General features: G+C 72.9%; 23 protein-coding genes. 11 read left to right on the forward strand and 12 right to left on the reverse strand.

Annotation, left to right across the window (positions count from 1 at the left end):
* The first annotated feature begins 2 nt into the window (after positions 1-2).
* Positions 3-941, forward strand: a complete 939-nt coding sequence (locus WMF45_RS34150) for a LysR family transcriptional regulator (protein WP_437709474.1) — start codon at positions 3-5, stop codon at positions 939-941.
* 39 nt (positions 942-980) lie between these two features.
* On the opposite strand, the gene WMF45_RS34155 is transcribed toward WMF45_RS34150, so the two are convergent.
* From WMF45_RS34155 to pilM, 5 genes are all read right to left on the reverse strand, one after another.
* Positions 981-3,239, reverse strand: a complete 2,259-nt coding sequence (locus tag WMF45_RS34155) for a type IV pilus secretin PilQ (protein WP_437709476.1) — start codon at positions 3,237-3,239, stop codon at positions 981-983.
* A 154-nt stretch (positions 3,240-3,393) separates the two neighbouring features.
* Positions 3,394-4,047: a pilus assembly protein PilP gene (locus tag WMF45_RS34160; RefSeq protein ID WP_437709478.1), complete on the reverse strand. Its 654-nt coding sequence runs from the start codon at positions 4,045-4,047 to the stop codon at positions 3,394-3,396.
* Positions 4,044-4,682 carry a type 4a pilus biogenesis protein PilO gene (locus tag WMF45_RS34165; protein ID WP_437543374.1) on the reverse strand — a complete coding sequence of 213 codons (639 nt, stop codon included), beginning with the start codon at positions 4,680-4,682 and terminating at the stop codon, positions 4,044-4,046. Before WMF45_RS34165 ends, WMF45_RS34160 begins: the two co-directional genes overlap by 4 nt.
* Positions 4,682-5,326, reverse strand: a complete 645-nt coding sequence (locus WMF45_RS34170; RefSeq protein ID WP_437709480.1) for a PilN domain-containing protein — start codon at positions 5,324-5,326, stop codon at positions 4,682-4,684. The genes WMF45_RS34165 and WMF45_RS34170 overlap by 1 nt, the downstream gene beginning before the upstream one ends.
* Entirely contained in the window at positions 5,323-6,384 is a 1,062-nt protein-coding gene (pilM, locus tag WMF45_RS34175; protein WP_012238809.1) for a type IV pilus assembly protein PilM, read from the reverse strand. The genes WMF45_RS34170 and pilM overlap by 4 nt, the downstream gene beginning before the upstream one ends.
* A gap of 293 nt (positions 6,385-6,677) precedes the next feature.
* On the opposite strand from pilM, the gene WMF45_RS34180 reads away from it, so the two are divergent.
* Together WMF45_RS34180 and WMF45_RS34185 are read left to right on the forward strand one after the other, a co-directional pair.
* Positions 6,678-7,859: a DUF882 domain-containing protein gene (locus tag WMF45_RS34180; protein WP_437709482.1), complete on the forward strand. Its 1,182-nt coding sequence runs from the start codon at positions 6,678-6,680 to the stop codon at positions 7,857-7,859.
* 380 nt (positions 7,860-8,239) lie between these two features.
* Entirely contained in the window at positions 8,240-8,977 is a 738-nt protein-coding gene (locus WMF45_RS34185; RefSeq protein ID WP_437709484.1) for a sigma-70 family RNA polymerase sigma factor, read from the forward strand.
* A gap of 78 nt (positions 8,978-9,055) precedes the next feature.
* Here the strand turns inward: WMF45_RS34185 and WMF45_RS34190 are convergent, their stop codons facing one another.
* Together WMF45_RS34190 and WMF45_RS34195 are read right to left on the reverse strand one after the other, a co-directional pair.
* Complete coding sequence (locus WMF45_RS34190; RefSeq protein ID WP_437709485.1) at positions 9,056-11,773, reverse strand: hypothetical protein; 2,718 nt, start codon at positions 11,771-11,773, stop codon at positions 9,056-9,058.
* The gene (locus WMF45_RS34195) at positions 11,770-13,152 is read right to left on the reverse strand and encodes a 3-keto-5-aminohexanoate cleavage protein (RefSeq protein ID WP_437709487.1); all 1,383 of its coding nucleotides are present in this window, start codon (positions 13,150-13,152) and stop codon (positions 11,770-11,772) included. Before WMF45_RS34195 ends, WMF45_RS34190 begins: the two co-directional genes overlap by 4 nt.
* A 58-nt stretch (positions 13,153-13,210) precedes the next feature.
* On the opposite strand from WMF45_RS34195, the gene uppS reads away from it, so the two are divergent.
* The 3 genes from uppS to WMF45_RS34210 all read left to right on the forward strand — a co-directional run bounded on the left by uppS (position 13,211) and on the right by WMF45_RS34210 (position 16,449).
* A complete protein-coding gene (uppS, locus tag WMF45_RS34200) occupies positions 13,211-14,062 on the forward strand; it encodes a polyprenyl diphosphate synthase (RefSeq protein ID WP_437709489.1) in 852 nt (283 codons plus the stop codon).
* Positions 14,063-14,085: 23 nt separating this feature from the next.
* Positions 14,086-14,886, forward strand: a complete 801-nt coding sequence (locus WMF45_RS34205; RefSeq protein WP_437709491.1) for a phosphatidate cytidylyltransferase — start codon at positions 14,086-14,088, stop codon at positions 14,884-14,886.
* Between the two features lie 237 nt (positions 14,887-15,123).
* A complete protein-coding gene (locus tag WMF45_RS34210) occupies positions 15,124-16,449 on the forward strand; it encodes a Glu/Leu/Phe/Val family dehydrogenase (protein ID WP_437709493.1) in 1,326 nt (441 codons plus the stop codon).
* A gap of 52 nt (positions 16,450-16,501) precedes the next feature.
* Here WMF45_RS34210 and ygfZ read toward each other — a convergent pair whose 3' ends face one another.
* The 3 genes from ygfZ to WMF45_RS34225 form a co-directional block, all read right to left on the reverse strand.
* Positions 16,502-17,500, reverse strand: coding sequence for a CAF17-like 4Fe-4S cluster assembly/insertion protein YgfZ (gene ygfZ / locus WMF45_RS34215; protein ID WP_437709495.1), 999 nt, complete (start codon positions 17,498-17,500; stop codon positions 16,502-16,504).
* Between the two features lie 61 nt (positions 17,501-17,561).
* On the reverse strand, positions 17,562-18,191 hold the full coding sequence (locus tag WMF45_RS34220) for a hypothetical protein (protein ID WP_437709497.1): 630 nt from the start codon (positions 18,189-18,191) through the stop codon (positions 17,562-17,564).
* A 33-nt stretch (positions 18,192-18,224) separates the two neighbouring features.
* Positions 18,225-18,803 (reverse strand): hypothetical protein, encoded by a 579-nt coding sequence (locus tag WMF45_RS34225; protein ID WP_437543391.1) that lies wholly within the window; start codon positions 18,801-18,803, stop codon positions 18,225-18,227.
* A gap of 289 nt (positions 18,804-19,092) precedes the next feature.
* On the opposite strand from WMF45_RS34225, the gene WMF45_RS34230 reads away from it, so the two are divergent.
* From WMF45_RS34230 to WMF45_RS34245, 4 genes are all read left to right on the forward strand, one after another.
* A complete protein-coding gene (locus tag WMF45_RS34230) occupies positions 19,093-20,439 on the forward strand; it encodes a vitamin K epoxide reductase family protein (protein ID WP_437709499.1) in 1,347 nt (448 codons plus the stop codon).
* Positions 20,440-20,446: 7 nt separating this feature from the next.
* The gene (locus WMF45_RS34235; protein WP_437709501.1) at positions 20,447-21,145 is read left to right on the forward strand and encodes a hypothetical protein; all 699 of its coding nucleotides are present in this window, start codon (positions 20,447-20,449) and stop codon (positions 21,143-21,145) included.
* Entirely contained in the window at positions 21,142-21,858 is a 717-nt protein-coding gene (locus WMF45_RS34240) for a thioredoxin-like domain-containing protein (protein ID WP_437709503.1), read from the forward strand. Before WMF45_RS34235 ends, WMF45_RS34240 begins: the two co-directional genes overlap by 4 nt.
* Before the next feature lie 90 nt (positions 21,859-21,948).
* Positions 21,949-23,259 (forward strand): MopE-related protein, encoded by a 1,311-nt coding sequence (locus WMF45_RS34245; protein ID WP_437709505.1) that lies wholly within the window; start codon positions 21,949-21,951, stop codon positions 23,257-23,259.
* Here the strand turns inward: WMF45_RS34245 and WMF45_RS34250 are convergent.
* Both WMF45_RS34250 and WMF45_RS34255 read right to left on the reverse strand, forming a co-directional pair.
* Positions 23,224-23,751 carry a methylated-DNA--[protein]-cysteine S-methyltransferase gene (locus tag WMF45_RS34250; RefSeq protein ID WP_437709507.1) on the reverse strand — a complete coding sequence of 176 codons (528 nt, stop codon included), beginning with the start codon at positions 23,749-23,751 and terminating at the stop codon, positions 23,224-23,226. The two genes, WMF45_RS34245 and WMF45_RS34250, sit on opposite strands and share 36 nt — an antisense overlap.
* Positions 23,732-25,261 (reverse strand): AlkA N-terminal domain-containing protein, encoded by a 1,530-nt coding sequence (locus WMF45_RS34255; RefSeq protein ID WP_437709509.1) that lies wholly within the window; start codon positions 25,259-25,261, stop codon positions 23,732-23,734. The genes WMF45_RS34250 and WMF45_RS34255 overlap by 20 nt, the downstream gene beginning before the upstream one ends.
* A 324-nt stretch (positions 25,262-25,585) precedes the next feature.
* On the opposite strand from WMF45_RS34255, the gene WMF45_RS34260 reads away from it, so the two are divergent.
* A complete protein-coding gene (locus tag WMF45_RS34260) occupies positions 25,586-26,635 on the forward strand; it encodes a Glu/Leu/Phe/Val dehydrogenase dimerization domain-containing protein (protein ID WP_437709511.1) in 1,050 nt (349 codons plus the stop codon).
* Positions 26,636-26,638 lie beyond the last annotated feature (3 nt).

The raw sequence follows: 26,638 nt of genomic DNA on the forward strand, positions 1-26,638 counted from the left end.
GAGTGAATCTTTCGGCGATCGACGTCAACCTGGTGATCGCGCTCGACGCCTTGCTGCAGGAGCGCAGCGTGACGCTCGCGGCCCGCCGGGTGGGCCTCAGCCAGCCCGCCATGAGCCACGCGCTGACGCGGCTGCGTGAGCTCTTCTCCGACCCGCTGCTCATCCGGGTCGGCCGGCAGATGGCGCTCACCTCGCGCGCCGAGGCGATGACGCCGCAGGTCGCCGCGATCGTCCACGATCTCGCGGGCCTCTTCGGCGAGACGACGCCGGCGTTCGACCCGGCGACGAGCGATCGCACCTTCCGGATCGCCGCCACGGAGTACGTGGAGCTCGTCCTCCTGCCGCGGCTCAACGCGGCGCTCGCGCAGGGCGGACCGAGGCTCGCGCTCCACCTGCTCCCGCTCGACGGCCGCGCCGTCGACGCGCTCCGGAGCGGCGAGATCGATCTCGCGATCGGCGTCTTCCCGCTGGAGAGCCTCCCCTCCGACCTGCGCCGCGCGCCCCTCTTCGACGATCGCTTCGCGGGGCTCGCGCGCATGAGCCACCCCACGGCGCGCGGGCAGGTCGATCTCCAGACCTACGCGGCCCTCCCGCACGTCGTCGTCCCCAGGCGCGGCGCCCACGACGGGGTCGCGGACGATCTCATCGCGGCGCGCGGGATCGCGCGCCATGAGGCGATGACGGTGCCGCACGTGCTCCTCGTGCCGCACGCCATCACCGCGTCGGATCTCGTGGCCACTGTGGCCACGCGCCTGGGCAGGGCGTTCTCCAGCCTGGTGCCGCTCCGCACCTTCGACCTGCCGTTCGAGCTGCCGCCCATCGAGATCGCGATGGCGTGGAACAGCCGGACCGAGGGCGATCCCGCGCGGGCGTGGCTGCGCGGCGTCGTGACGGACACCGCCCCGAGCCCGCGGGAGGCGGCCCGGCGCAAGCGCGCCTGAGGGGGTTCGGGGCGCGGCGAGGCGCGCCGCGCCCGGGGGCTACCGGCCGAGCGCCTCGGCGCGGTTCACGATGCGGGGCGTGAGGAAGATGACGAGCTCGTTCCGTACGTCGCTCGCGCGGCGCCGCTGGAAGAGGAGGCCGAGGACCGGGATGTCCCCGAAGAACGGCACCTGATCGAGGTTCCGGCCGGTGTTGCGGGTGAAGATCCCGCCGATCACCGCCGTGTGCCCGTCCATGATCAGGAGGTCGGTCTCCGCCTCGCGCTTCAGGATGGTCGGGTCGCCGCGGGCCGACGTCTGGTTGAAGTCGGGCTCGTCGCGGTTGATCTTCACGTGCATCGCGACGCTGCCGTCCGACGTGACGTGCGGCTTGACGAGCAGCTGGAGCTTGGCCTCCTGGAAGGTCGTCTGCACGCCCTGGGCGCTGATCTGCGAGAACGGGATCAGCGTCCCCTGGCTGATCCGCGCCTCCCGGTTGTCGAGCGTGAGGATGCGCGGGCTCGAGACGACCCGCAGCATGCCGCTCGCCTCGGCCGCGGAGAGCCGGACGCCGAGGTTGACGGTGTTGTTGATCGAGCCGAGCGTGAAGCCGAGCGCGCCGCCCTGCCCGGCGCCGACGATGGCCGGCAGGTTCACCGCGAAGTTCGGGTTCGAGACCGTGCTCGAGAACGGCGAGAGGCCGCCGGTCGGGCTGTTCGAGTCGGTCGCGCCGCCGGCGATGCCGATCGCCGACGGGAAGACGAGCCCCGTCGGGTTGCCGGTCGCCGCGCTGAACGTCCCGTCGCCGCCCCACTGGATGCCGATGTCGCGCACGTAGCGGCTCGTCGCCTCCACCACGCGCGCCTCGATCAGCACCTGCGGCGTCTGCGTGTCGAGCGAGCGGACGAGCTCCTCGATCTGGTTCAGGTTCCCCGCGACGTCGCGCGCGATGAGCACGTTGGTCCGCTCGTCGACCGCCAGCGAGCCGCGCGGCGAGAGCATGTCCTTCGAGCGGTCCTGGAGGTCCTTCGCGTCCGCGTAGTTGATCGGGATGAGCCGCGTCTCGAGCGGCGCGAGCTGGAGCTCGCTCTTGCGCCGCGCGATCGCGAGCTCCCGCTCCTTGTTGAGATCGGCGATCGGGGCGACGCGGATCATGTTGCCCTGCCGGACCACGCCGAGGCCCTTGGCCTGGAGCACCGTCTCGAGCGCCTGGTCCCACGGGACGTTGCGCATCCGGATGGTGACCGTCCCGGTCACGTTGTCGGCGGTCACGATGTTGACCCGCCCCACGTCGGAGATCAGCCGGAGGACGTTGTGGATGTCCGCGTCCTTCAGGTCGAGGTCGATGCGCCGCCCCGTGAACCGCCGCTGCTGCCCGGCGATCGCGGGCATGAACGCGCCGGCCTGGTCGGGCTCGACGAGCGACTCCTGGCTGCTCGCCGCGCCATCGAACGAGGTCTCCACCTTCGGCGCCCCGTCGTCGAGGACCGCCTCGCGCGCCACCGTGCGGGTCCGCCTCGCCGCGCCGCCGTCGGCGGCGATCCCCGAGAGCGCCGTGGGCAGCGCGCCCTTCGCGACGCTCAGCACGAGCGCGTTGCCCTCGCGCGCGACCACGCCCGAGGCGCCCTCGGCCTGCTCGACCTCGACGACGACCCTGGAGCCGTCGCTGTTGCGCCGGTACGTCGAGATGGCCCGCACCGGGCCGCCGAAGGCGCCGACGTCGAGCTTGCGCTGGAGGGCGTCGGGGAGCCGGACGCCGCTGAGCTCGATGACGCGGCGCCCCCCCTTGCCTGTCGACTCGCGGTAGCCCGGGATCGACGAGAGCTCGATGACGACCCGATCGAGCGTCGCCTGGTGCTCGAAGCGCACGTCGGTGATCGCCGCCGGCTCGCGCTCCGGCGCCGCCGCCGCGGGGCCGGCCGGGGCCCGCGCCGCCATGGGCGCCGTCGCGTCGGCGGCGGCGAGCTCGATCACGAGCGCGCCCTGCTCGGCGCGGATCCGGTAGGCAGCGGGGCGCGCGAGCTGCACGAGCACCCGCGTCGTCCGCTGGGTCGCCTTGCCGAACCCCTGCGTCATCACCCCGGCCACGATCGCGTTGCCGCTCGTGATCGCGCCGGAAGCCCCGCCTGCCTCGGCGCCCTCGAGGTCGATGAGGAGCCGCTTGCCGCCGTCCGCGACCCGCGCCGAGAAGCGCGGCTCGCCGGTCGTCGCGACGACGATCTCGGCCTTGCCCTCGTCCGGTGCCGTGAGCCTGACGTCGCTGACCTTGATCGGGGCGGCGGCGTCTGCGTCTCCCGCAGGAGCGCCGAGGATCAACATCACCCCGAGTGCCGCAGCACGGCGAAGCGCGCCCCGCCTCGGGCGATAGTCTCGATTGCTCTTCATTGCACTCCCGCTTCGCGGTGACGCGAGATCTGCGTCACGCTGCCGGGAGGCTACTTCGGGTGCCCGGCGCGGGCCCAATTCGTGGCGGTCACGGGCCGCCGAGGGCCGCCTCGTTCTCCTCGCCGAGCGGCCTCAGCGCGATCACGCGCGTGGTCGGCGGGATCTCCGGGTGCGACGGGTCCTCGCGGATGAAGACGACGTCCGAGTCGCGGATCCGATCGATGCGCCAGTTCACGGCCACGTCGACGCCCGTGGGGCCGCCCGCATGGACGATCTCGGCCTTGCCGACGAAATCGCCCACCTTCACCACCCACCCGAGCCCCGTGGGATCGGTGAGCAGCGCGCGGGCCGGCGCGCGCGAGACGACGCCGACCAGCCTGAGCTCGTCGAGCGCGAAGCGATCCACGAGGACCTGGCGCTGGATCGTCACCCGACCCCGGGCCTGCGTCGCGAACAGCGACTCGAAGCTCCGGAACGGGTCGCGGCTCCGGTCGCTCTCGGAGAAGTCGGCCTCCTGGAACTCCCGGAGCGGCAGCGGCGGCAGCTCTGGCGCGCCGGCGTCCGCGGCCGCGGACGCGGCGCCGGCCGCGGGCGCGCGCGGCGGCGAGGCGGAGGCCTGCGCCCCGGGCGGGCGCGGCTGGGTGGAGGAGGTCAGCGGCTCTTCCTCCTCGCACCCCGCGAGCGCGAGGGCCGCGGCGGTGGTCGCCCCGAGGGCGAGCAGCATCATCCGGCCGGCCTTCACCGGACACCTCCGCCGCTGCGACGCTTCACGCCGCTCGTCGCGGTCTCCCCGGCGCGCACGGCGCGGAACGCGGTCGCGAGGCACTCCACCTTGACCTCCACGTCGCTCCCCACGACCTTCGGCTCCTTGATCTCGACCTCCTCGAGGTTGATGATGCGATCGAGCTGCCCCACGCCGTGGAAGAACTTCGCCACCTGGTGGAACTTGCCGGAGAGCGTGAGCTGCATCGGCACCTTGGAGAAGAACTCCTGCGGGATCTCCTCGGTGGGGCTCCATGACGTCAGGTTGACGCCGGAGACGGTCGCGACGCCCTGGATGGCGGAGAGGAAGGCCGGCGTCTCGGACTCGTCCGGGAGGATCTTCTTCTGCTCGCGGCTCATCTGCTCGCGGCGGGTCTTCTCGTCGAGGTCCTTCTGGTAGGCGGCCTTGGACGCCTGCGCCTTGGTGAGCTCCGCCTGGAGCACGCCCTGCTTCTGCACGGCGCCCTCGATCTGCGAGTCGACGTCGGCGTAGAAGCCGACGAAGTACAGGATGCCGACGAGCGCCGCGAAGAGCGCGCCGACGCCGAGCTTGGCGAGCGGCGGCAGCCGGTCGAGCGCCGAGCCGGCCTGCACGGGCATGGGCTTCGTGGCCATCAGTACCTCACCTTCAGCTGCAGCGCGAACGAGACGAGCTCGAGCCGCGACTCCTTCTCGTTCTCCTTCTTCCCCGGGAGCAGCTGCACGTCGTAGAAGTACGAGGACAGCTTCAGCCGCTGGGCGAGCTCGTAGACGTCGGTGCCGTCGCGCGCGAGCCCCTCGACGCGCACGGTCCGCTCGGACTCGACGTAGCTCGTGAGCCACAGCCGGCGGCTGTCCCAGGACGGGTTGTAGACGGCGAGCGGGTTCTCCTTGCGGAGCTGCGCGAGCTTGTCCGGATCGGCGGTCGGCCCCTTGCCGTTCGTGAGCAGCTGCGCGAGCTCGAGGAGCACCGCGGTCGGCCCGCTGCGCGCGGCCTGGAGCTTCGCGATCGCGTCCTCGCGCGCGCGCAGCACCTCGAGCGCCTTCTTGATCTCCTCGTGGTTCGCCACGAGCGTGCGGATGTCCTGGATCTGGCTCTGCAGCAGCGAGTTCTTCCGGTTCTGCTCGTCGAGCTCCTCGACCTTCGTCTGGTGGAAGAGGAAGAGGGCGACGATCTCGAGGATCACGACGCCGAGCGTGACGAGCAGCCACCGCTGGCTCGCCTGGGGCGCGGCCCCGCGCGTGCCGCGCCGCTGCGGGAGAAGGTTGACGCGAATCACGAGCGCTTCTCCCGGTCCTTGCGCATCGCCAGCCCGAGCGAGACGCAGAACTGCGCCGCCCGGAGCCGGAGCAGCTCCTGGTTGACTTCCTTCGCTTCCACGGTGATGCGCTCCATCGGCTGGATCAGCTCGACGGCCACCCGGGCGCGCCGCCCGATCGCGGCGGGCAGCGCCGGCAGGTTGGACGAGCCGCCGGTCAGGTAGATGCGGTGCATGTCGCCCTCACCGCTCGTCGCCAGGAAGAAGTCGAGCGAGCGCTGGATCTCCCCGGCGATCGAGTCGCACACCTGCTCGATGGTCTCGATGACCTGCGCGGGCACGCCGCCCGGCCCCGAGGTCACGCTGGCGCACTTGAACTCCTCGGCCTGCTCGAAGCTGATGCCGAGCTTCCGCTGGATCTGCTCGGTGATGTAGTTGCCGCCGTTGCCGATGTCGCGGGTGAACGCGCTCGCGCCGCGCGACACGATGTTGATCGACGCGAGGCTGGCGCCGACGTTGATGATGGCGAACGTCTGGTCCGGCGGGATGCCGCGGTTCACCTCGAACAGGTTCTGGACGGTGAACGCGTCGATGTCGACCACCATGGGCTTGAGCTTCGCCGTCCTGGCGATCTGGGTGTAGTCGTTGATCTCGTCGCGCTTCGCGGCGACGAGCAGGAGGTCCATCTGCCCGGCCTCGGGGCGCCGGCGCAGCACCTCGTAGTCGACGTGGACGTCCTTGATGTCGAAGGGGATGTGCTGCTCGGCCTCCCACTGGATCTGCTCGTCCAGCTCGGCGGCGGTCATGAGCGGCACCGTGATCTTGCGGATGATGACCGCCTGGCCGCTGATGCTGAGCGCTATCTCGCGCTGGCGGATCTTGGCCTCGGAGAAGGCCCGGCCGAGCGCCTCGACGATGGCCTGCGCGTTCATGACGTGGCCGTCGACGATGGCCTGCGGCGCGAGCGGCGCGTAACCGAGCCGCACGAGGCCATAGCCCCTGCGGCCTTCCTTGATCTGAGCGATCTTGATCGCGCTCGATCCGATATCGACCCCGATCAAGTTCTTGCCTTCCGACATCCCGTCCGTCCTGCTCCGCGCCCGCCGTGGTGAAGCAAGGGAAGCCCGGGCTGCGTTGCCCGGCTCCCGGGCGCCCGATCCCCTGTGATCGCCTCTGGTCGCTTCTGGCGAAGCTTCGCACCACCGACGATCGCTGGGCAAAAAACCGCTTTACGCTCGCCTCCCGCCCGCCTATCGAAGTTCGATATGCGGTGCGGCGCCGCCGGTCGGGCCGGCGAGCGCGCGCCAGCCCAGGGTAGCACCGTCCGGGGCTCGGTCGTCGGGCACGGATGACGTCAGGTCAGAGTCCCCTCATGCATCCGGAGTTCTCCCGTTTCTGCGGCATCGGCCCCCGCGCCGGGGCCGCGATGGAGCCCACCTCTTCGTCATCGCGGCCACCGCGGTCATCGCGGCTGCGATGTGCGCTCGCCGCCCTCGCGGCGGCCTTTCTCCTGAGCGCCGCGCCCGGCGCGGCGGTCGCCGAGGACGGCCAGCACACGGTCTACGCCGGCCAGACGCTCGGCAAGATCGCGAAGCGGTACCGCATCACGGTCGACGCGCTCCGCGAGGCGAACGGGCTCAAGCCTGGCCAGCGGATCCATCCGGGCCTCGTCCTCGTGATCCCGGAGCGGGGTGAGCCCGGCGCGCGCGCGCGGTCCACGCGCGCCGCGCCTGGCCGGGCCGCCGCGCTGCGCGACGAGCGGGAGCGGAGCCGCGGCGCCAGCGCGAAGGAGCGCGACGCCGAGGCCCGTCCCCCGGGGAAGGGGTCGGCGAAGAGGGACGCGGCGATGCCGCCGAACAAGCGCTATGTGCAGCGACCCAAGCGCCCCGGATGGGTCCGCCTGGTGCGAGGCGCCGAGCGGCTGGACGTCCAGCTGCTCACGCCGAAGGGGCGGCTCGTGCCCAAGGCCCTCCCCAAGCTCAGCCGGCTGATGCGCGCATCCCCCACCGCCTCGATTGCCATCGATCCGCGGCTCGCCACGCTGATTGGCCTGGTGAGCGACCACTTCGGCGGCAGGCCCCTCCGCGTCGTCAGCGGTTATCGCCCCTACTCACCCACCCAGTACACCCCACACTCCAACCACAACCACGGTCGCGCCGTCGATTTCATGGTCGAAGGCGTGCCCAACACCGTGGTCCGCGATTTCTGTCGAGGTTTCCGCAACGCAGGTGTCGGATATTATCCCAACTCTACGTTCGTTCACCTGGACGTCAGATCAGATAAAGTGTACTGGGTGGATTACTCGGGGCCTGGAGAGGCGCCGCGCTACGAGGGAGCGAAGGGTTCCGTCGCGGCCGATGAAGCGGCGCGCGATGTCCCCGTGTCCGCAGAAGAAGAGGTATATGGGTCAGGCGAGACCCGTGCCACTCAGCCGCAATCCATGAATACTACAGGGACAAACTCGGACACGTTGCGCGGAGGCGGCGAGGCGGAGAAGGTCCTGGGGTCAGGTTCACCCACCCCTGCTCCTGAAACTTCGCCCGCGAAAAGGTGAGCTGTCCCGGCCGCTGGCGATAATCCACACACTGAACATCCGCACCAGACACAATTGCACGGCTCTGCCTTGCACGCTGCGAGAGTTGTGGCACCAATCCACCTCACGTGCAGCAATCGACCCGACTGCAGCGGGAGGGGCTCGCTCCTCCCATGTCGCTCTCCGCGTGCTGCGACGGGGGCGGGTTCGTCCAGCCGGTCGCCTTTGGCCCGACGTGTCCGGTCGTTCCGTGTGAGCGCGCGCTGACCGATGCGCCTTCTGCGCTCGGCCTCGATGGAGCGCCGAGCGTCGCGGTGCAGGAGCCGGGGGCGTCGCTCTCCCGCGAGCTTTGGGAGTCGGCGGAGGCCGCGTCAAGATGCACGCATGAAATTTGGGAATCCGTGGAGGTCACGTCGGCCTGCACCTACGAGGGTCCGTGGCAGCTGCTGGAGCCAAGCAGCGAGCCGGACATCGAGCCGGACGGCGGCCCGTGTAGCCCGCCGCGCTGTACCGAGGCGGCCTGCACGGGCGGGCCGCGCGACCACGAGCCGACGTGCGCGCCGCTCCGCCCGGAGGTGCTGCAGGGGTACTTCCCGCTCGTCCGCAAGCTGGTGCGGCAGGTGTCGCGCCACCTGCCGCCCAACGTGCAGCGCGACGACCTGCTCAGCGCAGGGATGCTCGGGCTCGTCGACTCGCTCCGCAAGAACGGCGGGAGCGACGGCGAGACGTTCGCCGGCTACGCGAAGCTCCGGATCCGCGGCGCGATCGTCGATGAGCTCCGCGCGCAGGACTGGCTCTCGCGGCGAGCGCGCGAGGCGGTCGAGGCGGAAGCCGCCAGCAGGGTCGGCGGCGCGACGGTCTTCGTGAGCCTGAGCGAGGTGACCCCGACCGAGGAGTCGGTGCACATGTCCGGCGAAGACGACCCGATCGAGGCGATCTCGGCGCAGGCGACCCGGCGGGCGCTGTCCTTCGCGATCGCGCAGCTCCCGGAGCGGGAGCGGCGCGTGATCGGCATGTACTACTTCGAAGGGGCGAAGCTGAAGGACATCGGCGCAGAGCTCGGGATCGGCGAGCCGCGCGTCTCGCAGCTGCACACGCGCGCGCTTGGCATGCTGCGAGGCATGCTGTCCCACGCCTGACCGCCGCCCAGCTCCGTCCCCGGAAGGCCGGCCACGGAGGCCCGGACGCCTGCGCCGCTTCGCGCGGCAGGGCCGCGCTCAGGGGGCGAGCCGGCGCGCCCGGCCGGGCATCGCGACGCCGACCGCGAAGAGCGCGGTCTCCTCGTAGGCCTGCTGGAGGGCGGGGTCCCCGGAGGCCCGGTGCACGAACGCGTTGCGGTGCGCGCCGCGATCGAGCGCGACAACGCGGGCGCAGCCGAGGTCGAGCAGCGCCTCGGTCGTCGCCTCGTCGCTGTCGAAGGTGGTCGTGGCCACGAGCAGCGTGCCATCGTCGAGCACGCAGGCAGCGCTGCGCCGGCGCATGGTCCCGATCTCGCGCGCCTCCGGCCGCAGCCTGCCGTCGTCGGCGGTGAGCGGCAGCTCGGTCGCGTCCGCGTCCGGCGCCAGCGGGGCGCCGCCCGCCGGGCGGATCTCGACGCGGCCCTTCCGGACCAGCAGCAAGCCTCCCTCGCCGCGGAAGCGAAGGCCGACGGTGCCGCCCACGGCGAGCCCGCGCGGGCCCCGCCGCCGGCCGGTGCCGACGCCGATCGCCGCGAGGACCTGCCGCCGCTCGTCGGCCGGCACCTCGGCGTCGAGCTTCGGCGCGCTCCGCGGCGAGATCTCGCGCGAGCCGGCGCGGAGGCGGAACAGGAACCGGTCCGGTGCGAAGGCGTGGACGCGGACCTGCGCGCCGAGGTGCACGGTGTCGGCGGCGTACACGGCCGGGCTCCACGCCGGGGGCGGCTGCGCGCCGCCGTCCGCGGCCCAGCCGGCGCTCTCGCCCGGCAGCGACAGGTCCGGCGCCGGGGGGCCGTGTGTCCAGCGCGACTCGAAGAAGAGAAAGGGGCGCGGCGACGCGGCCGCGGCGTGCTCCGGCGGCGCGATCGACATCGCGGGCGAGAGGCGCTCGGCGGTCAGGATGCCGTCCTGCTGGGGGCTCAGGAAGGCGACGCCGAGGGGGTCCGGCGCCCTGCCCAGCGAGACGCCGGCGAGGCACCCGGCGCGGTCGAGCGCCGCCCGGAGCGCGGCCGCGTCGAGGGCGCCGCCCCACGCGTGGACCACGAAGCCGCGGTCGGTCATGCACAGCGCCGCGCGCTCGACCACGAGGTCGTCGCCGTCGCCGGGCGAGGGCGCCGCGCTGGTCGGGGCGCGCTCCGCCGGAGGGCCGGGGAGGATGGCGAGCGGGGCCGCGGCGCTCCCTGCCTCGAAGAGCGAAGGGCCCTGCCAGAGCGCCCAGGGGAAGCGCGTGGATCCCTCCGCGCGGGGCGCGCCGGGGCTCGCCGCCGGGCGCTGCCAGAGGGCCCAGGGGACGCGCTCGACGTCCCCGCCGGACGGCCACGCGCCGAAGTACGGCCGGCCCGAGAGGTCGACCCCGAGCGTCGCCGCGCCGTCGCGCGGGGGCACGAGCGCGCGGCCGCCGACGACCATGCCGAGCGCCTCCGTCCCGGCGTGGGGCGCGCCCGGCGCGCGCGTGGAGGCGCCGAGGCCGATGGCGCCGCGGAGCGTCGACGGGTTGGGGATCTGCCCCGTGCCGCGCGGGCCGACGGTCGGCCTGGGGGCCTCGTATCCCGCCTGCAAGGTGAACCGGATGTGCCGCGTGTCGATCGCGAGCAGGTGGACGCGCAGCTCTGGCCGCCGCGGATCGGGCCGGAGGGTCGTCGCGGCGAACGGGCTGGAGGGGCGCTGCGGATCCTCCTCGACGCCGGGGAGCGCGCGCGGGAGCGAGGGAGCCACCAGCACCCAGGCGCCCTCCCCCGGGAGCGGGGGATCGACCGCCGGCGCGACCGGCGGCGGCGGCCAGAGCGAAGGCCACCCCTCCGGCGCGGGCTCGGCAGACGCGGGGCCGCGGGTCACGTACGCGGCGGCCGGCGCGGCGCGGAGCCTCGCCCCCGCGCGGTCCACGGCGAGCGCGAGCCGCTCGACCGCGGCCGCCGCCGTCGGGCCGAGCAGGCGCTCGGCGGACGGCCCGGCGAGCTCGCCGAGCGAGGGCACGCGCCGCGGGAGGTGGTGCGCGCGGGCGACGAACGGATCGCGCCCGCCCGTGTCGACCTCGCCGGTGCCGGCGTTGAGCGCCGCCGGGACCGCCTCCGGCCCGAGCGCCATCACCAGGCCCTCGTCCACGAGGTCGAGCCGCGCGGACGCGGGCGGGTTGTCGAACGAGATCTCGGTGCGCGACGCGCCGTCCACGCTCCCGGTCTCGAGCCAGCCGTCGATCGCCGCGCGGAGCCGCTCGCCGACGGGCCGCGCTCCCGCGCGCCCATCGCCGCCCAGATCGAGCTGCGTGATCCCCTGCACGACGCCGAAGGCGGTGGTGGTCACCGCGACGCGGCTGCCGCGGGCGACGAGGCCGCGATCGTCGCCGAGGGGCGTCCCGGTCAGGTTGCGCACGCCGTCCAGGCTCACCGGCCGGCCGGAGCGGGTGAGCCGCACGCGCGCCCGGTACAGGTCGGCGGCGCCGCGCCCGTCGGGCGCGCGCTCCGCGTCGGCCCCACGCTCCGCGGCGCGCGGACCCGGGACGCCCGCGACACCGAGGAACAGCACCCGGCGGCCCAGGAGCGCGTCGGAGAAGAACCCGCCGCGCTCCTCCCAGACGAAGTCGTCCGGGTTGACGGCGCCGCCGATCGCCTCCCCGAGCATCCCGGCGATGGCGTCCGCGGTCCGCGCCGGCGGGGGCGGGGTCGAGAGCCGCGCGACGGCCCCGAGAAGAGCGACGCCGAGCGCGATCGGGAGCCGACCGCGCAGGTGATCGATCCACGGCGAGAGCGGTCGGTCCGTCATCCCTGCGCGCGCGCGCTCCCTCCGGAGGCGGGGCCGGCCTGGGCCGCCGCGGCGCGCGGGCGGATCCCGAGGAGCTGGCGCGCGCGGTCCGGCTCGACCACCTCGCGGCCGACGCTCCGCGCGAAGGCGGCGGCGCGCGCGACGAGCGGCGCGCTCCCCTCGGCGAGCACGCCCTTGTCCAGGTAGATGTTGTCCTCCAGCCCGACCCGCGCGTGCCCGCCGAGCTGCATGGCGAGCTCGGTCATCGGGCGCTGGTGGCGGCCGACGGCGGCGACGCCCCAGGTGGCGCCTTGCGGGATCTGGGTGATCATGAACCGGAGCACGTCCTCGCGCGCCGCGATGCCGCCGGGCACCCCCAGGACGAACTGGAAGTGGAGCGGCTCCGCGAGGAGCCCCTCGGAGAAAAGGCTGAGCGCCTCATGGATATGGCCGACCTCATAGCACTCGAGCTCGGCGACGCTCCCCCCGGCGCGGATCCGGGCGGCCATGTCCCGGATGAGGGGCCGGGTATTGTCGAAGATCCCTTCGCCGAAGTTGATCGTGCCGCAGTTCAGGGTGGCCATCTCGGGGCTGCAGAGCAGCGGCTGGGCGCGCTCGTCGACGCCCATCCCGACGGCGCCCCCGGTCGACGTCTGGACGATGACGTCCGTCTTCTCGTTGATCGCGGCGATCGCCTCGGCGAACAGCGCGCGCGACTGGCTCGGCGACCCGTCCGGGTTCCTGACGTGCAGGTGGACCACCGAGGCGCCCGCGTCCCGGCAGCGGGCGGCCTCGTCGGCGAGCTCGCGCGCCGTGATGGGGAGGTGCGGCGTCTGCGCCCGGGTCGTCTCCGCGCCGACGATCGCGGCCGTCAGGATGAGGGCGCTCTGCGGCGGCGTGACAAGGATCCGGGGGGGCGGCGTGATGATCGGCCGCGGCTCCGGGAGCTGCGCGTGGTCCGGGGGCGGCGCCGACAGCGCCGGCAGGACGAGGCGCGGCCGACGCTGGAGCTCCTTCGGGACGACACAGGTGCCGAGCGCCCGGCAGACGATGACCGGCTCGGCCAGCGCGTCGGCCGCCGAGGGCGCCACCCCGGCTTCGCGGACGCTGGCGACGACCTTGCGCGCCTCGAACGCCATCGCGCGCGACGTGGCGCCGACCTTGGTGACCACCCCGGTCGCCTCGATGAAATCGCCTGCTCGGACAGGGGCGAGGAACTCGACCGCCTCGTACGCACGGAAGAGCCCCTCGTCGCCGTCGAGACGGATCAGGAGCTCGGTTGCGACGTCGCCGAAGAGCGCGAGAATACGCGCTCCATCGCACAGCTCGCCCGCGTAATGTGCGTCGTGCGCGCCCATCCTGACGCGCAGCGTGACCGTGAGACCAACCCCTGTGCTCATGGGCGTGAAGACTCAACAGTCGACAGTCGGTAGTCAACAGAGGAAACTGCCCCCGCCGATGAACCTCGTAGAAGCCAGAAATCTCCCGCGCCACGTCGGAATCATCATGGATGGCAACGGTCGCTGGGCGGAGCTGCGCGGCGAGCCGCGCGAGGCCGGGCACAAGGCCGGCAGCGCCGCCGTGCGGCGGATCGTGCGCGTCTGCCGGAGGCTCGGCGTCGAGGCGCTGACGCTGTATGCGTTCAGCGAGCAGAACTGGGCGCGGCCTCGGAACGAGGTCGACGCGCTGATGGGGCTGCTGCGCGAGTACCTGATGAGCGAGCGCTGCGAGATCCTCGAGAACGACATCCGCCTGGTCGCGATCGGCGACATCAGCCGGCTCCCCGAGGCCGTGCGCGACGTGCTCGACCCGCTCCGGAAGGCGTCCGCGACGAACCGCCAGATGACGCTCGCGCTGGCGCTGTCCTACGGCGCGCGCGAGGAGATCGCCGCCGCGGCGCGCGAGCTCGCGATGGAGGCGGTCGCCGGCAGGCTCGATCCGGAGTCGATCGACGGGGCGCTGCTCGCCGCGCGGCTGCCGAGCCTGAGCGTCGGCGAGCCGGATCTCATCATCCGCACCGGCGGCGAGCAGCGGCTCTCCAACTTCCTGCTCTACGGGGCCGCGTACGCCGAGCTGTCGTTCACCGAGCGGCTGTGGCCCGACTTCACCGAGGACGACCTGTTCGCCGCCATCGCGGCCTACCAGCGACGCGACGGCGCGGCGCCGCCCGCGCGCGACGCGGAGGGCGGCGCCGGGGGGGAGCCGGCCAGCGCCCGGGGCGCGCTCGACGCGGAGCGGCCGTGGCGCGCGCGCGAGATCGCCGCGCCCGCCTCGCACGGGTCCCACGACGGCTCACGGACGGGGGTCTGAGATTGGCTGCTTCCAACCTCACGATGCGGGTCATGACCGCGCTCGTGGCCGCTCCCCTGCTCCTCTCGCTGCTCTACCTCGGCCCGAGCTGGGGCTGGGCGGCGCTCGTCGCGGTCGCCTCGGCCATCGGCGCGCTCGAGCTCTTCGCGATGACACACGCGGACGACCGCGTCGCGCGGGCCATCGGCGTCGCGCTCACGCTCGCCGTCCTCGGCGTGATCTGGCGATTCAGCGGCTCGCCGGGCGCGCTCCTCGCGCTGATCTTCCTGCTCCCGTTCGTCGCGATGCTCATCACGCTCGTGCGCCTCGGCGAGATGCGCACCGCGGCGCTGCGCGTGCTGGCGATGACGTTCGGCCCGCTCTACGTGGGCGGCGGGCTCGGCGCGCTGGCGCTCCTCCGCCGCGACGGGGGCGCCGACGGCCCCTCGTTCGTCGTGCTGGCGATGCTGCTCTCCTGGTTCTCCGACACCGGCGCCTATTTCGCCGGCCGCTTCCTCGGCCGGCGCAAGCTCTACGAGGCCGTGAGCCCGAAGAAGACCGTCGAGGGCGCGCTCGGCGGCCTGCTCTTCGCCGTGATCGGCGCGCTCCTTGCTCACTTCTGGTTCCTCCGGTCGCTGCCGCTCGTGGACGCGCTCGCGCTCGCGATCGTCGCGGGCGGCCTCGGTCAGGCGGGAGATCTCGGGGAGTCCCTGTTCAAGCGCTCCTTCGGGATCAAGGACTCTGGCGGGATCGTGCCCGGCCACGGCGGCATCCTCGACCGCGTCGATGCCCTGCTCGTCACCGGGACCATCACGTATCTGTATGTCCTGTGGTTGAGGCCCTGAAGGGCGCCGCGCGCCGCACGCCCCCCGGAGACCGCGCATCCATCGATGCGCGACACCCACATCGCACGCACCCGCCGCCTCGCCCCCCGACGCGGCTTTCCTGCCGTCAACGCGGCGCCTCCTCGAACACTGGCGGCCTGACGCATCGCCCCGCCCGTCCGGAACCGCGATGACGCATCGCATGGTTGCGCCCGACGTTGAACGGAAGGGCTCAGCGCACTAGAAAGTTACATAGCCATGGAAGAACAGCTCAGTACCAAGACCACGACTTCGCCTGTGAGCGTCCCTGCTGCTCCGAGCCACAGGCACAAATACGAGTTCTTCAAAGTCGTCCAGGGTTATCTCGACGAGGCTGCCCGACTGATCGAGCTGCCGGGTTACATCACCACGATCCTGAGCCAGCCGAAGAACGAGATCATCGTCAATTTCCCTGTACGGATGGATGACGGCAGCATCCGGCTCTTCAAGGGCTACAGGATCCAGCACAACAACCTCCTCGGGCCGTTCAAGGGGGGCATTCGATATCACGAGACGGTGTCGCTCGACGACCTCAAGGCGCTGGCCGCGATGATGACGTGGAAGTGCGCGCTCATGAACCTGCCGCTCGGCGGCGGAAAGGGAGGAATCAAGTTCAACCCGAACGAGGTGTCGCGCGCCGAGCTCCAGCGGATCACCCGCCGCTTCTTCCATGCGCTCGGCGGAAACATCGGCCCGGAGACGGACATCCCGGCTCCCGACATGGGCACCGACGCGAAGACCATGGCCTGGGCCATGGACACGTACATGAACACCGTCGGCCAGCTCTTCAAGCAGGCTGTGAAGGGGGTCGTGACGGGCAAGCCGGTGGCGTCGGGCGGCACGTACGGTCGCGAGAAGGCGACGGGCCAGGGGGTCGTCCACTGCATCACCGAGTGGGCCGAGGACAACGACGTGAACCTCGGCGGCGCGACGCTGCTCGTGCAGGGCTTCGGCAACGTCGGCTCGAACACGGCCGTGCTCCTGTCGAAGCTCGGCGCCTCGACCGTCGCGGTCGGCGATCACACCGGGTATCTCTACAATCCGGAAGGGTTCAATCCGCACAAGCTGCAGGACTACGTGAAGAAGAACCGCTCGATCGCGGGCTACCCTGCCGGCAAGCCGATCAGCCGAGAGGAGTTCTTCCGGCTCAAGGCGGACATCTTCATCCCGGCGGCCCTGGAGAACCAGGTCGGCGTGGAGGAGGCGAGCTGGCTGCAGGTCCGCCTGGTGGCCGAGGGCGCGAACGGGCCGTGCACGCCCGAGGGGGAGAAGATCCTCCTGGAGCGCGGGATCCATATCCTGCCCGACATCCTCGCCAACTCGGGCGGCGTCACGGTGAGCTACTACGAGTGGGTGCAGAACAAGCGCTCGGAGACATGGACGCTCGAGGAGGTCGACTCCCGGCTCGAGAAGGCGATGAAGCGGGCCTACCGCGAGGTGACCGAGATGGCGCGGCAGAAGAAGTGCACGCTGCGCCTCGCCGCCTATGCCGTGGCGCTGCAGCGGCTCGCGGCGGTGTATGGAGAGCGCGAGATCTTCCCCTGAGATCGCTTGTCCGCGCTCCTCTGGCCCGCCGTCCGTCCGCGACGGCGGGGCGCTAGAGCTTGGCCCGTCCCGGTCCGTCTCCCGCCTTCGGCGCGCGCGTGATCTCGGCCGCCCGGCCGGCGACCCGGAGCGCGGTGCCCTGCACAGCGTGCTTGTACTTGACGTAGCCGAGCGCGAGCAGCCCTGTCCCGCGCGGATCCTCGACCTGGCTCGTGACGGCGCCGACGGCCGCGCCGTCGGGCAGCGCGATCTCCGCGCCCGGGGGCACGCCGCCCTCCCCCTCGACGGCGAGCTGCACGAGCCGCTTCTTGGCGTGACCGCGCGCCTGGAGCATGAACACCGTCTCCTGCCCCAGGTAGCACCCCTTGCTGAACGAGACGGCGCGCTCCTCGATCGAGGCCTCCTGCGGGAAGTTCTGGTCGTCGAAGTCGACGCCGAACCGCGGGACGTTGTTCTCGACCCGGAGCGCCTCCCACGCCGCCGCCGCCACCGGCAGGACCGCGCGGGCCTCGCCCTCGGCGAGGAGCGCCTCGAGGACGGCGCCCTCGGCCTGCCGGGGCGCCACGAGCAGCGCGCCCCCGAGGCCGGTCCAGTCGACGATCGCGGCCTCGGCTCCGGCCGCGCGCCCGGCCGCCGCGAGATCGGGGGACCGCGGGCCGTGGACGAAGACCCAGGCGTGCTCGCCGGAGGCGTCCTGGACCTCGGCGTCCTCCATGATGAGGTGGCGGTCGAAGAGCTCGCGGAGCTGCTCGACGCGCTCCCGCAGCGCGCCGACGTAGATGCGATCGGCCGCGATCACGATCCACACCTCGGCGAAGATCTTCCCGGTCTTCCCCACGTTGAGCCCGTACGCGCCGCCCGCGGGAGGCGCGGCCTTCGCCCCGGCGGGCAGCGGCTTCTGCGGCGCGAGATCGCAGGTGACCAGGCCGTTCAACCAGGTCTGCCGGTCCGAGCCGGTGACGACCAGCGTCCCGAGCTCGGGCATGGCCTGCACGAGCGCCCCTTCGCGGAGCGCGCGCCGCCGCTCTTCCAGTCCGTGAGCGTTGCTCATCGAGGCCGGATCGTGGAGGAGGGAGCCCGCGCCGTCGAGGGGCGGCCCGAACTTTCAGCGCTCAGGGATCGACCTCGGCGACGAGCGCCGGGAACTGAGCCGACTTGTGGACGCCCGGCGGGACGATCGCCGCGTCGACGTGGCCGACGAGGCGGCGGAGCGCGTCGGCGTCGGCCGAGAGCACCTCGGCGACGACGATGAGCGCCCTCGGGAGCGACGCGACAGCCTCGATCACCGCGTCCGCCGACGCGCACCGGAGCAGGACCGCGCGCGCGCCGACCTTCGCGGCGGCCTCGGCCCCCTCCTTGCTCTCCGCCAGCGCGAGCGGGAGCATGCGCATCGTCCTCGCCCCCTTCGCGAGGCGGTCCCAGTCGTCGAGCGGCAGCGTCGCGTCGATGCAGACCCCGTCCGCCCCGTGGTAGCGCGCCGCGAGGGCGCCGTCGCGATCGCTCACCCGCGACAGGCAGAGCGACGGCACCGTCCTCGTCGCCCGCGCGGCCCCCTGCATGGCGGGCCCTGCCTCGGCGAACGCGAGCGCGGAGATGTTGAGCTCATGCAGCCGCGCCGCATCCTCCGCGGGCGCCTCCGAGCCGACGAGCCCGACAAGAGCCATGTTCTTCCTGCGGGTGGAGATCACCTGGAGAAGATCGCGTGTGGACGGGACGATCGATCCTGCATCGAAATCCTGCATGGGGAGGGCCGGTAGACGAGACGAACGCGCGGGTCAAGCGAGGGATCGCTCCGGGTCCTCGAGCGCGGGTCGGGAATCCGTGGCTGGAACGTCCTGCACGCGCATCCACACGGCGGTCTGATCGCCCTCGTAGCAGACGCTGCCTTCGTGACGGAACTCGAACGAATAGCGGATCATGTGCCGCTTGACGCCGAGCCGGGAGCGCGTCGCCACGCACGTCGCCTCGATGGGCGCGCCCGGCTGGACCAGCTTGCGAAAGACCACCCGGTGGATGTTGGTGCCATAACCGATCCAGCCCTCGCGGTGGCGCAACCCGAGCAGGTGGTAGGCGTGCACGAAGCCGAGCATGCCCGTCGCGTGCACCATGATGGCGCCGGCGACGTGGCGCGGGTGCAGCAGCGGATGCGCCCGCTGCGCGTCGACGAGCGGCATCGGCCTGTCGGTCGGCATGCGACAGCGCACGAGGCCCTTCTCGGCGTCGACCTCGAGGAGCTCGTCGAAGAAGAGCACCGAGGGGTCGTAAGGGAGGTCCGCGAGGAACTCGGCATCGAACGGACCGAGCTTCACAGGAAGGGGCGCGCCGCTCGCCGCGCCGGGTGCAGAGGTCGTCATCGGTTGGCTCTGGGATCCCGAATCCCCCCGGGCCGGCTCCTAGCAGCGGCCGATCGCGTGGGCAACGCCGACCAGCGGCGCGCGCCGCGAGGCGCGGGGCCGGCGGGCTCGGCGAAGCCTGCCGGCGGGCTCAGCGCCTCGCGGAGCGGTCGCGGCGCGCGCGGCGCGGCGCGGCGCGATCGCCCCCTGGGCCGTGCGCTGCGCATGCGCGTGCGTCGCGCGCGCGACGCACGCGCGCACAGGCGTCCTTATTTGACGCGTTGCCCGACGTCGCGTAATCCACTCGACCATGTCAGGCAGTCGTGGACCTCGCGGGCCTGCGGCGCTCGCGCTCAGCGGGTCGCTCCTGGGACTCGCGTTCAGCGCCTCATCGACGTTCGATTACATCCGGCACCTCGACCGGCAGGTCCACGACCTGCACTGCAGCTTCGTCCCGGGCCTCGGCGCGCAGGCGGGCGCCGACACCGCGTGCCGCGTGGCCATGTACAGCCCCTACTCCGCCCTGTTCCGCGAGAGCTTCTGGGGCGGTATCCCCATCTCGCTGTTCGCCCTGGGCGCGTTCGCGTTCTTCGCGGCGTTCGCGCTCTATGTGCTGCTCTCGGCCCAGCACGCGCCGCGGCGCGCGGCGCACTTCCTGTTCGTCGCGGGCCTCACGCCGCTCGCCGTGTCGCTCCTGATGGCGACCATCTCGGCGGTGCGCCTCGGGGTGTTCTGCAAGACGTGCGTCGGCATGTACATCTCGTCGGCGCTGCTCGCGGCCGGGGGCGTCTGGGCGTTCCTCGAGGACCGCAGGGCGGCCCGCGCCGCGGCCTGGTCCAGCGCGGCGCCGCGCGCGCCCTCGTCGGCAGGCGCGGCCGGGGTGGGGCCCACGGTCCCCGGGGCGCCCCTCGGGGTCGACGGGCCGGGCGGCGCCGCCGCAGCGCCCGCCGGCCCCCCGCGCCGCGTGGGCTCGCTGCTGCTCCTGCCGGGGTGGCTCGTCGCGCTCGCCGTGTGCACGGTGACGCCGGCGCTGCTCTACGCGAGCGCCCTGCCGAGCTACGCGAGCTACATGACCGGCTGCGGCAAGCTGGAGAAGCCGACCGAGCCCAACGGCGCGCTGCTCCACGTGACGCGCCCGGGCGCGGTGCAGCCGGCGACCCTCTTCGTCGATCCGCTCTGCCCGACCTGCAAGGCGTTCCACCAGCGGCTCGTGTCCGAGGGGGTGTTCGACAAGCTCGACACGACGCTGGTGCTCTTCCCGCTGGACAGCGAATGCAACTGGATGCTCGACCGGCCGGTGCACCCGGGCTCGTGCCTCCTCTCGAAGGCCATCCTGTGCAGCGATCACCGGGCGATGGATGTGCTCGAGTGGGCCTACGAGAACCAGGAGACCCTGCTCGAGGGCGCGAAGGCGGGCGCGGGCATCGCCAACGTGCAGGCGGCGATCCGGCAGCGCTGGCCGGGGCTCGACGCATGCATGGACTCGAAGGAGACGGCGCTGCGGCTGAACCGTATGCTCCGCTACATCGTGGACAACAAGCTCCCTGTCTCGACGCCGCAGATGTTCCTGGGCACGACGCGGCTCTGCGACGAAGATACGGACATCGGGATGTCGTACGCGATAAGGCAGCTCGCGCCGGCGCTCCGGACGAAGTGAGGAGATCATGAGAGGCGCAGGGATCATCGGGATCGTGGCCGGGTGCGCGCTTCTTGTCGCGTCCGGGGTGACGGTGCACAGCGAGGTGCAGGCCGCGTCGCAGCGCCTGAAGACGGGTGTGGCGGCGGCGGTGAAGCCGGCCGTGGCCATCGCCAACGACGCCGAGGCGCCGTATTGCACGCCCGCGTTCAAGACGGTGCTGCAGCGGGTGCTCAACGCGTGCGGCCTTGTCGGGGCGGAGGCGCGGCGCGGGTGCCAGCCGGCCGACGTGAAGACGCTCGCGTCGATCAGCGACGACGACTTCAACGCGCTCTTCACGCCGCTGAAGCAGCGCGGCGGGGTCGTGATGTTCGACGACGCCTCGGAGAAGCTCGACGACGACGGCAAGAAGATGATCGAGGAGATGTGGCTCGATCGGCGCGGCGCCCGCTATTTCTTCATCGTCGCTCGCGCGTCGAAGACGGGTGGGCCGGAGTTCAACCGGACGCTGTCGCACAAGCGCGCGAACAGCGCGTTCTTCGACATCTCCGACAAGTTCAAGGAGCAGGACCTGGACAAGAAGGTCGGGATGCTGTGGCTCGGGAACGAGTTCGCGCAGCTCGGCGCGGAATACTGCCAATGGAACGTCTCGCGCAAGAACAAGGCATGTACGGCGGAGGCCATCAACCGGAGCGCGTTCGTCTCGTGGGTGGACTGTCAGCTGTGAGCCCCGCGAGCAGGAGCGGCGCCCTCCGGAGCGCCTTCGTGGCTTTCGCCCTGGCCGCGGGGCTCGCGGGCGGGTGCGACACGGACAAGGCCGATCTCCCGCCGCCCCCGATGCCCGGCCAGGGGCGGAGCAACGCGGTGACGGCGCCGGGGGCCGCGGCGCCGGCGAGCGCCACGGCGCCGGCGAGCGCCACGGCGGGTGCGGCGCCGGCCGCCCCGCGGCTCCTGTGCGCGGGGCAGTCTCCTCGGCCTGCGCCCTCGGCGGGCGGGCTCACGGCGGTCGCCGCCGGCGGCGCGGAGAAGCTGCCGGCGAACATCGGGTTCGGCGTCGGCAAGTGGGTGTGGGTGAACTTCTGGGCGGCGTGGTGCAAGCCGTGCCTGGAGGAGATGCCGCGGCTGCTCGGGTGGCAGCAGAAGCTGCGGGCGGCCGGCGTGCTCGTCGACCTCGCGTTCATCTCGATCGACGACGACGAGCGGCAGCTGTCGCGGTTCCTCGAGGCGCAGCCGGGCACGGGGGTGCGCGCCTCGTACTGGCTGCCCGACGGGCCCCAGCGGGCGGCGTGGCTGCGGGCGCTCGGCGTGAAGGAGACGACCGAGCTGCCGATCCACGCGCTCGCTGCGCCGAGCGGGCAGGTGACGTGCGTGATCCAGGGGGCCGTCGAGGACAGCGACTATCCGACGATCGCGGCGCTCCTGGGGTCGAAAAAGCAGTAGGCGGGGGCGCTCCTCGAGGCGCGCCGTCGCAAAGCGGCGCTCGGCTTGAGTGGAGGTCGCGGCCGAACCTATCGTCGAGGGAGCGCCCTCGTGAAAACCTCCCCGCTGAGACACCGGTTCGCCTTCCTCTTTCGTCTGTCGTCGCTGGTGGCGTCGACGGCGCTCCTCTTCGCGAGCTGCAACGGCAGCAACGGCAGCGCCCCGCAGCAAGGGTCAGGCGATCCCTGCGAGAGCGCGCAGGACTGCGCGGACGGCGTCCCCTGTACGGTCGATCGCTGCGTCGGCGGGCGGTGCGAGTCGGAGGCGGACGACACCCGCTGTCCGGGCGGGCGCTGTGATCGGGCGAAGGGCGTCTGCGTCAGCGGCAAGGCGTGCGCGACGCCGGCCGACTGCGCGGACGCGGATCCGTGCACCCAGGCAGAGCGCTGCAACGAGTCGCTCCGGCAGTGCGTCTTCGAGGGGCTGGACGGCGATGGGGACGACGCGCTGCCCGTGATCTGCGGCGGCACGGACTGCGACGATGCCGATCCGCGGAACGCCCCGGCACTCGCCGAGCTGTGCGACGGCGCCGACAACAACTGCGACGGCGCGGCCGACGAGGGCGAGGACAGCGCCCTCTGCGGCGCCGACGATGCGCGCTGCGTGAGCGGGCGCTGCGAGTGCCCGGCCGGGCAGGGGTACTGTCCGCTCGGGTCCGCCTCGGGGTTTCACTGCATCGACGTTCAGTCCGATCCGGAGAACTGCGGCGCGTGCGGGGCGTCCTGCCCCGCGGACACGACCTGCGTGGGCGGGCAGTGCACGTGTGCGGATGGCCTCGCGCTGTGCGGATCCACGTGCGTCGACCTCTCCGAGGACGAGCGCAACTGCGGCGCGTGCGGCGAGGCGTGCGGCGAGCGGGACTGCATCGAGGGCGTCTGCACGGCGTGCGGCGGGGTCGGCGAGCCCTGCTGCGACGGCGCGAGCTGCCGGGACGTCCTCAGCGAGTGCGGGGACGACGGAACGTGCGCCGTGAAGGCGTGCGCGGAGCCGATCGAGGCGCTGCCGGACACCCACCTCCCGCGGTGCTCGGCCGACACGGAGCCGTGCATCGACGCGTGCACGGTGAGCTCCTGTGTCGACGACTGCTTCGCGGCGGACACCACGGCTCCCCGCTCGTACCGCGGGGTGTCGTTCGACTGCGCCGGCTGCGTCGACGTTCAGATCCAGGCCTGCACGTCGCGGATATGCCAGCGGAGCCTGTCCGTGGCCTCTTGCTGCGTCGTCGAGCGCTGCCGCGGGGTCATCGACAAGGTGTGCGAGGCCGAATGCGGCGAGGAGCTCGACGCGTTTTATAGCTGCTCCGACGCGACGGACTGCGGCTTCTTCCTAGTGGCCGAAGAGCCGCGCTCCTGCTTCCCCTGAGGCGCCCTCGTGCGCGAGCAACCACCGCTTCCGCTCGATGCCGCCCGCGTAGCCCGTGAGGTCGCCGCGGGCGCCGACGACGCGGTGGCAGGGGATGATCAGGCAGACCGGGTTCCGGCCGTTCGCCAGGCCCACCGCGCGGGACGCGGACGGCTGGCCGAGGGACGCCGCGACCTCGCCGTAGGAGCGCGTCGCGCCGGGAGGAATGCGCTGGACCTCCGCCCAGACGCGGCGCTGGAACGGCGTGCCGCCGGGCTCGACCGGGATGCCTGAGAGCGCGCCGAGATCGCCGCGCCAGTAGGCCCTCAGTCGGCCGGACAGGCCGTGAGGATCCGCGGCGCTGCGCAGCGTGACCGCGCCGTAGCGCGCCTCCAGCAAGGTGCGAAGGCGGGGCGCACAGTCCGAGAAATCGAGCCCGTGGACCGCGCCGCCGCCGGCCGCGAGGAGCATGACCCCGACCGGCGACTCGACCTCATCCAGCAAGAGATCCATTCGACACCTCCCTCTCTGCAGGCCGCGCGCCCTGCGCGTCCGCCGTCCACAACAGCACCGCGGCGTAGGCGCGCCACGGGCGCCACGCCTCCGCCATGGCCGCGAGATCCGCGCCGGAGACGCCGCCGAGCGCGCGCCGCAGGCCGAGATCCGTGGCCGGGAACGCGTCCGGCTCGCGCAGCGCGCGCATCGCGATGTAGTGCGCGGTCCACGCGCCGACGCCGGGGACCGCGCAGAGCGCGCGCACCGTCTCCTCCAGGCCGCGCGAGGCGTCGAGCGCGACCTCGCCGGAGGCCACGCGCGCCGCGAGCGCCACAATCGTCGCGGCGCGGGCGCGCGGCAGGCCGAGGTCCGTCAGATCGGCCGCGGCGAGCGCCTCGGGCGCCGGGAAGACGAAGCGGAGCCCCTCGGCGCCCTCGGGCAGGCCGCCGCGGACCGCCAGCGGCTCGCCGTGCCGCTCGACGAGGCGGCCCGCGAGCTGCGTCGCGGCGCGGACGCTCACCTGCTGGCCCAGGATCGCCCGCACCGCGAGCTCGAAGCCGTCCCACGCGCCCGGCACGCGCACGCCCGGCATCGCGAGGACCCTCGGGGCGAGCCGCGGATCGGCCCCGAGGTGCGCGGCGATCGCGTCGGGATCGGCGCCGAGGTCGAAGAGCCGCCGCAGCCGCTCCGCGCAGTGGATCAGCCCCTCCGTGCCGGGCAGCCGCAGCCGCGCGAGGAGGTACGGCTCGCCGGGCGCCGGGCGCACCTCGACGACGCCGTGGCCGCCGGCGACGCGCACCGTGCGGCGGTACGCGCCGGGGTCCGCCGACTCCACGCCGGGGATCGCGCGCGCCCCGAGGAAGCCCGCGAGCGCGCCCCAGTCGAGCGGCGGCCGGAACGGGAGGCGGAGCGCGATGTCCGGTGCGCCGCCCTCGCCGCCCCCACCCTCCCCTCCCCCGCCCCGCTTCGACACGGCCTTTCGCAGCTCGCGCGGCGAGCGCTCGTAGGCGGCGCGGATCGCGTCGTTGAAGCGGCGGACGCTCGAGAACCCCGACGAGAGCGCCACCTCGGTCATGGAGAGCGCTGTCTCGTCGAGGAGCTTCTTCGCGAAGAGCAGGCGCCGCGTCTGCGCCACCGCGAGCGGGGAGGCGCCGACGTGCCGCAGGAAGAGCCGCCTCAGGTGGCGCTCGCCCACGCCGAGCCGCGCCGCCAGCGCCGGGGCGTCGGCGTCGTCGAGCGCGCCCTCCGCGATGAGCCGGAGCGCCCGCGAGACGAGGGCCGACGTGCCCAGCCACGCGGGCGTCCCGGGCGAGGCCTCGGGGCGGCAGCGCAGGCACGGGCGGTAGCCGGCCTCCTGCGCGGCGGCCGCCGAGGGGAAGAACACGCAGCGCTCCCGCTTCGGCGTCCGCGCGGGGCAGATGGGGCGGCAGTAGATTCCGGTCGAGCGCACGCCCGTGAAGAAGCGACCGTCGAAGCGACGATCGCGGGTCTCGAGCGCGCGGTAGCACGCGTCCTCGTCGATCCGCATGCAGGCGTCGTAGCGCGGGTGCCGCCGCGGCTCTGGCGCTTTTCGGACCTGTGAGGGCGGACGGGTCCCGCCGCCCTGATCGCCCCACCAGGGATCCGGAGAGAATTCAACGCAAAGGCGCAAAGGCGCAAAGGCGCAAAAAAGAACAAATTTTCATGCCTTTTTGCGGCTTTGCGGCTTTGCGTTCAACCTCTCGCCGCTTGCGAGGCAGAGCCCTGGCAGGATTTCTGGCCCGCAGCATTGGCTGCCGGGCCCGTGCGCGGGACGCCCGCCGAGCGCGCCGGCCCGGGTGGTCTCGCCGCGGAATGGTACGCTCGGCGCGGCATGAAGAGCGTGTTCGACACCCTTGCCGCCATGGGGCACGAGCAGGTGCTGTTCTGCGCGGACGAGCCCGCGGGCTACCGCGCGATCATCGCGATCCACAGCACGGCGCTGGGCCCGGCGCTCGGCGGGACGCGGCTCCTCGGGTACGCGAGCGACGAGGAGGCGCTCGCGGACGCGCTGCGCCTGTCGCGCGGCATGACCTACAAGAACGCGCTCGCCGGGATGGACGTCGGCGGCGGCAAGGCGGTCGTCCTCCGCAGCGGCGCGGAGCCGCTCGACCGGGAGCGGCTGTTCCGCGCGCACGGGCGCTTCATCGAGCGCCTCGGCGGCAGGTTCATCACGGGCGAGGACGTGGGCACCACCCCCGCGGACATGGAGCTCATCCGGCGCGAGACGCGCCACGTGAAGGGCCTCGCCGGCGAGGGCGGCGACCCGTCGCCGTGGACCGCGCGGGGCGTGCTCCGCGCGATCCAGGCCGGGGCCCGCCAGCGGTGGGGCAGCGACGAGCTCGCGGGCCGGACCGTCGCGCTCCAGGGCTGCGGCAGCGTCGGCGGCCGGCTCGCGGCGGAGCTCCACCGGCTGGGCGCGCGGCTGCTCGTCGCGGACGTCGACCCGGAGCGCGCCCGCCACGTCGCCGCCGAGCTCGGCGCCACGATCGTGCCGCCGGACGCGATCACCTCGGCCCAGGCCGACATCTTCGCCCCGTGCGCGCTCGGCGGCGTCCTCGACGACCGCGCCGTGCAGGAGCTGAAGGCCGAGATCGTCGCGGGCGCGGCCAACAACCAGCTCCTCGAGCCGCGCCACGGCGACGCGCTCGCCGCGCGCGGCGTCCTCTACATCCCCGATGTCGTGGCCAACGCAGGCGGCGTGCTGAGCGGCGGCGCGGATCTCTTCGGCTGGCCCCGCGCCGAGGTCCACCGGCGCGTCCAGGCGATCTACGACACGGTCCTCAGGGTCCTCGAGATCGCGGCGAGCGACGGCGTGTCGCCGCAGCTCGCCGCCGAGCGGCTGGCCGAGGCGCGCCTGCGGGAGCGCGCCGCGGCCGGGTGATCG

The sequence above is a fragment of the Sorangium sp. So ce448 genome, from assembly GCF_051520915.1.
Taxonomy (GTDB): Bacteria; Myxococcota_A; Polyangia; order Polyangiales; family Polyangiaceae; genus Sorangium; species Sorangium cellulosum_B.